General features: G+C 74.8%; 5 protein-coding genes. 2 read left to right on the forward strand and 3 right to left on the reverse strand.

What is annotated here, in order from left to right:
- Both AB0E96_RS39325 and yaaA read left to right on the forward strand, forming a co-directional pair.
- Nucleotides 1-211, forward strand: a 211-nt coding sequence (locus AB0E96_RS39325; protein ID WP_359831386.1) for a DUF3995 domain-containing protein, incomplete at its 5' end; no start/stop codon positions are given.
- Between the two features lie 10 nt (nt 212-221).
- A complete protein-coding gene (gene yaaA / locus AB0E96_RS39330; protein WP_359831388.1) occupies nt 222-1,007 on the forward strand; it encodes a peroxide stress protein YaaA in 786 nt (261 codons plus the stop codon).
- Between the two features lie 18 nt (nt 1,008-1,025).
- Here the strand turns inward: yaaA and AB0E96_RS39335 are convergent, their stop codons facing one another.
- From AB0E96_RS39335 to AB0E96_RS39345, 3 genes are read right to left on the reverse strand one after another with little or no spacing between them, the layout of a single operon-like run.
- The gene (locus AB0E96_RS39335; protein WP_359831390.1) at nt 1,026-2,177 is read right to left on the reverse strand and encodes a bifunctional RNase H/acid phosphatase; all 1,152 of its coding nucleotides are present in this window, start codon (nt 2,175-2,177) and stop codon (nt 1,026-1,028) included.
- A gap of 4 nt (nt 2,178-2,181) precedes the next feature.
- Nucleotides 2,182-2,925 (reverse strand): C4-type zinc ribbon domain-containing protein, encoded by a 744-nt coding sequence (locus AB0E96_RS39340; protein WP_359831392.1) that lies wholly within the window; start codon nt 2,923-2,925, stop codon nt 2,182-2,184.
- A 23-nt stretch (nt 2,926-2,948) separates the two neighbouring features.
- The gene (locus AB0E96_RS39345; protein ID WP_359831394.1) at nt 2,949-3,785 is read right to left on the reverse strand and encodes a Nif3-like dinuclear metal center hexameric protein; all 837 of its coding nucleotides are present in this window, start codon (nt 3,783-3,785) and stop codon (nt 2,949-2,951) included.
- Nucleotides 3,786-3,867 lie beyond the last annotated feature (82 nt).

Genomic DNA, 3,867 nt, shown 5'->3' on the forward strand with positions numbered 1-3,867 from the left:
CCCGCGGCGGCTGCGCCGGGCCGGGGTGCGGACGGTGGCGGGGGTGCTGCTGGCGCGCGGGGTGGCCGGGCCGGTGGTGTTCGGGCGGGCCGGCGAGCGCTCGGAGCGGTTCCGGCGGCTGAACGTGCGGTACTACTCGCCGCTCTGCGTGGCACTGGGGGCCGGGGCGGCCGCAGTAGGGTTGCGGGGTTCGTCCGCCGCAGATCGTTGAGGAGTCCGCTGTGCTGGTGCTGTTGCCGCCCTCGGAGGGCAAGGCCGTTTCCGGGGACGGCGGGCCGGTGGCGCTGGAGCGGCTGTCGCTGCCCGGGCTGACGGCGGCGCGCGGCGCGGTGCTGGACGCGCTGGTGGGCCTGTGCCGGGGCGACGAGGACACCGCGGCCGGGGTGCTCGGCCTCTCCCCGGGCCTGCGCGGCGAGATCGCCAAGAACGCCGGGCTGCCGACGGCCGGTGCCCGCCCGGCGGGCGAGGTGTACACCGGGGTGCTGTTCGACAACCTGGGCCTGGCCACCCTGGACGCCGCCGCGTACGACCGGGCCGCGCGTTCGCTGCTCGTCTTCTCTGGTCTCTGGGGCGCCGTGCGGATCTCCGACCAGATCCCGTCCTACCGCTGCTCGATGGGCGTCAAGCTTCCCGGGCTGGGGGCGCTCGGAGCGTACTGGCGGAGCGCGATGGCCCCCGTGCTCCCCGAGGTCGCGGACGGGCTGGTGCTGGACCTGCGCAGCTCCGCGTACGCCGCCGCCTGGAAGCCCGCCGGCGAGGTGGCCTCCCGGACCGCGACCGTCCGGGTGCTCCAGGAGCGCGACGGCAGGCGCACGGTGGTCAGCCACTTCAACAAGGCGACCAAGGGCCGGATCGTCCGGGACCTGCTGCTCGCCGGCGCCGAGCCGAAGACCCCCGCCGAGCTGATGGACGCACTGCGGGAGCTGGGCCACCGGGTGGAACTGGCGGCGGAGGGCACGGCCCGCAAGCCGTGGCAGCTGGACGTGGTCGTCACCGAGGTGCACTGACCCGCCGGGGCGGGCGGGTCAGCGCAGGTGCGAGGTGTCGTTGAGCAGCCGCACCGAGGCGTTGCCGTCCGCGTAGTACTGGACGGCGCAAATCGAGGCGGCGGACAGCTCCATCCGGTACATCGAGTCCGGCGGGGCGCCGAGCGCCAGCCGGACCAGGGTCTTGATCGGGCTGACGTGCGAGACCACCAGCACGGTCTTCCCCGCGTACCTGGCGATGATCCTGTCCCGGGCGACACCGGCCCGGTGGGTGAGCGTGGTGAAGCTCTCGCCGGAGCCGGTCGGCCTGGCCTTGGCCGAGCCGAGCCAGGCCGTCAGGTCATCCGGGTACCGCTCCCGCACCTCGGCGAAGGTCAGGCCCTCCCAGTCTCCGAAGTCGACCTCGCGCAGCCCGTCCTCGTACCGGACCTCCAGGCCGAGCCTGGCGGCGACGGTCTCGGCGGTCTGCCGGGTGCGGCGCATCGGAGAGGCGACGACCGCCTGGACGCTGCCGCGCGCGGCCAGCGCCTCGGCGGCCCGCTCGGCCTGCCAGCGGCCCTTGTCGGAGAGCTCCGGGTCACTGCCGCCGCTGCCGGAGAACCGCTTCTCCGGGGTGAGCGGGGTCTCGCCGTGGCGCAGCAGGACGAAGGTGGTGGGGGTGCCGAGGTCGGCCGGGGCGGCCCAACCGGCCCTGGGGGCGGCGGTCTCCAGCGGCGGCTCCTCGACGGCGGGCGCGCCGGCGGCGACGGCGGCCGGCTTGCGGGGCTCCCACTGGCGCCCGGCCTTGCCCGCGTCCATCGCCTCGTTGGCCAGCCGGTCCGCGTCCTTGTTCCGCTCGCGCGGGATCCAGGTGTACGTGACCCTGGCGCGCGGGAGGACGGTGCGGGCCTCGGCGGCGAGCGGCTGCATGTCGGGGTGCTTGATCTTCCAGCGCCCGGACATCTGCTCGACGACCAGCTTGGAGTCCATCCGGACGTCCACCGTGGCGTCCGGGTCCAGCTCGCGGGCCGCCTTGAGCCCGGCGATCAGGCCCCGGTACTCGGCCACGTTGTTGGTGGCGTGGCCGATGAACTCGGCGGCCTCGGCGACGATCTGCCCGGTGTCCCCGTCGCGGACCACCGCGCCGTAGCCGGCCGGTCCCGGGTTGCCCCGGGACCCGCCGTCAGCCTCGACGATGAAGCGCGCCGCCACCTGCTCAGACGCCCGAGTCGGCGGTGCGGACCAGGATCCGCGAGCAGTTCTCGCAGCGGACCACCTTGTCGGCCGGCTCGGCCTTGATGGCGTTCAGCTCGGTGATCGAGAACTCGGTGCGGCAGCCCTCGCAGCGGCGCTGGTAGAGGCGGGCCGCGCCGACGCCGCCCTGGGTCTCGCGCAGCTTGCTGTAGACCTTCAGCAGGTCGGCCGGGATGACGGCGGCGACGGTCTCGCGGTCGCGCTTGACCTTGTCGGCCTCCGCGTCGATCTCGGCGAAGGAGGCGTCGCGGCGGCCCTCGGCCTCCTTGAGCACGACGGTGGAGTGCTCCAGGCGGGCGGACAGCTCCTCGACCCGGGTGGTGGCGCTCTCCTGGCGCTCCATGATCTCCAGCACGACCTCCTCCAGGTCGCCCTGGCGCTTGGCGAGCGAGCCGATCTCGTGCTGGAGGTTCTCCAGGTCCTTCGGCGAGGTGATCGCGCCGGAGTCCAGGCGCTGCTGGTTGCGGGCGGCACGGGAGCGGACCTGCTCGACGTCCTGCTCGGCCTTGGTCAGCTCGCGGGCGGTGTCGCCCTTCTGGGCCTCGGCGGCGACGACGAGGTCCTTGAGCGCGGTGTGGTCGGCGGTGGCCTTGTCGATCTCGGCGTGCTCGGGCAGGCTCCGGCGCCGGTGGGCCAGCTGGTCGAGCTTCGAGTCGATGGCCTGGAGGTCGAGCAGGCGGATCTGGTCGGCGGGCGCGGCGTTCAAGCGGAGAGCTCCTGTGAATCGGGTCAGGCGGTGAAGGACATGGGGGCGTGTGCGGTCCACGGGTCGGTGACCCGGTGGGAGACCTTGGTCTCCACGGTCCAGCCGCGCTTGTCGGCGGCGGCCAGCAGGGCCCGCTCGGCCAGGGTGAGCCAGGGCCACTCGGTGGCCCAGTGGGCGGCGTCGAGCAGCGCGACGGGCGCCGCCTCGGCCGCCTCGGAGGCGGGGTGGTGACGGAGGTCGGCGGTCAGGTAGGCGTCCACGCCGGCCGACCGGACGTCCGCGAAGAAACTGTCGCCCGAGCCGCCGCACACCGCGACCCGGCTGATCAGCCGGTTCGGGTCGCCGGAGACGCGGACGCCGGCGGCCGTGGCGGGCAGGCCCGCCGCCACCCGCGCGGCGAAGGCGGAGAGGGGCAGCGGGGGCTCCAGCAGGCCGATCCGGCCGGTGCCGCGGCGGCCGAGCGGGTCGGTCGGGTCCGCCACCAGCGGGCCGGTCACCCGAAGGCCCACCGCCTCGGCCAGCGCGTCCGAGACGCCGGGGTCGGCGTGGTCGGCGTTGGTGTGGGCGACGTGCAGGGCGATGCCGTTGGTGATCAGCGTGTGCACCACCCGGCCCTTGAAGGTGGTGGCGGCGACGCTCGTGGTGCCGCGCAGGTAGAGGGGGTGGTGGGTGACCACGAGGTCGGCGCCCCACTCCACGGCCTCGTCGACGACCGCCTGGACGGGGTCGACGGCGAAGAGCACGCGGTTGACCTCGGCCTGAGGGTCTCCGCAGACCAGGCCGACGGCGTCCCAGGACTCCGCCCACTGCGGGGGGTAGACCTCTTCGAGCGCGGTGATGACGTCGGACAGTTTCGGCACCTGTCGAGACTACCGTGCGCGCGGGGGCGGTCGGGCCTCGGCCGTTCGGCGGGCGGCCGGGGGGCGGCCGGGGGGCGGCCGG

The organism is Kitasatospora sp. NPDC036755, from assembly GCF_040636595.1.
GTDB lineage: Bacteria > Actinomycetota > Actinomycetes > Streptomycetales > Streptomycetaceae > Kitasatospora.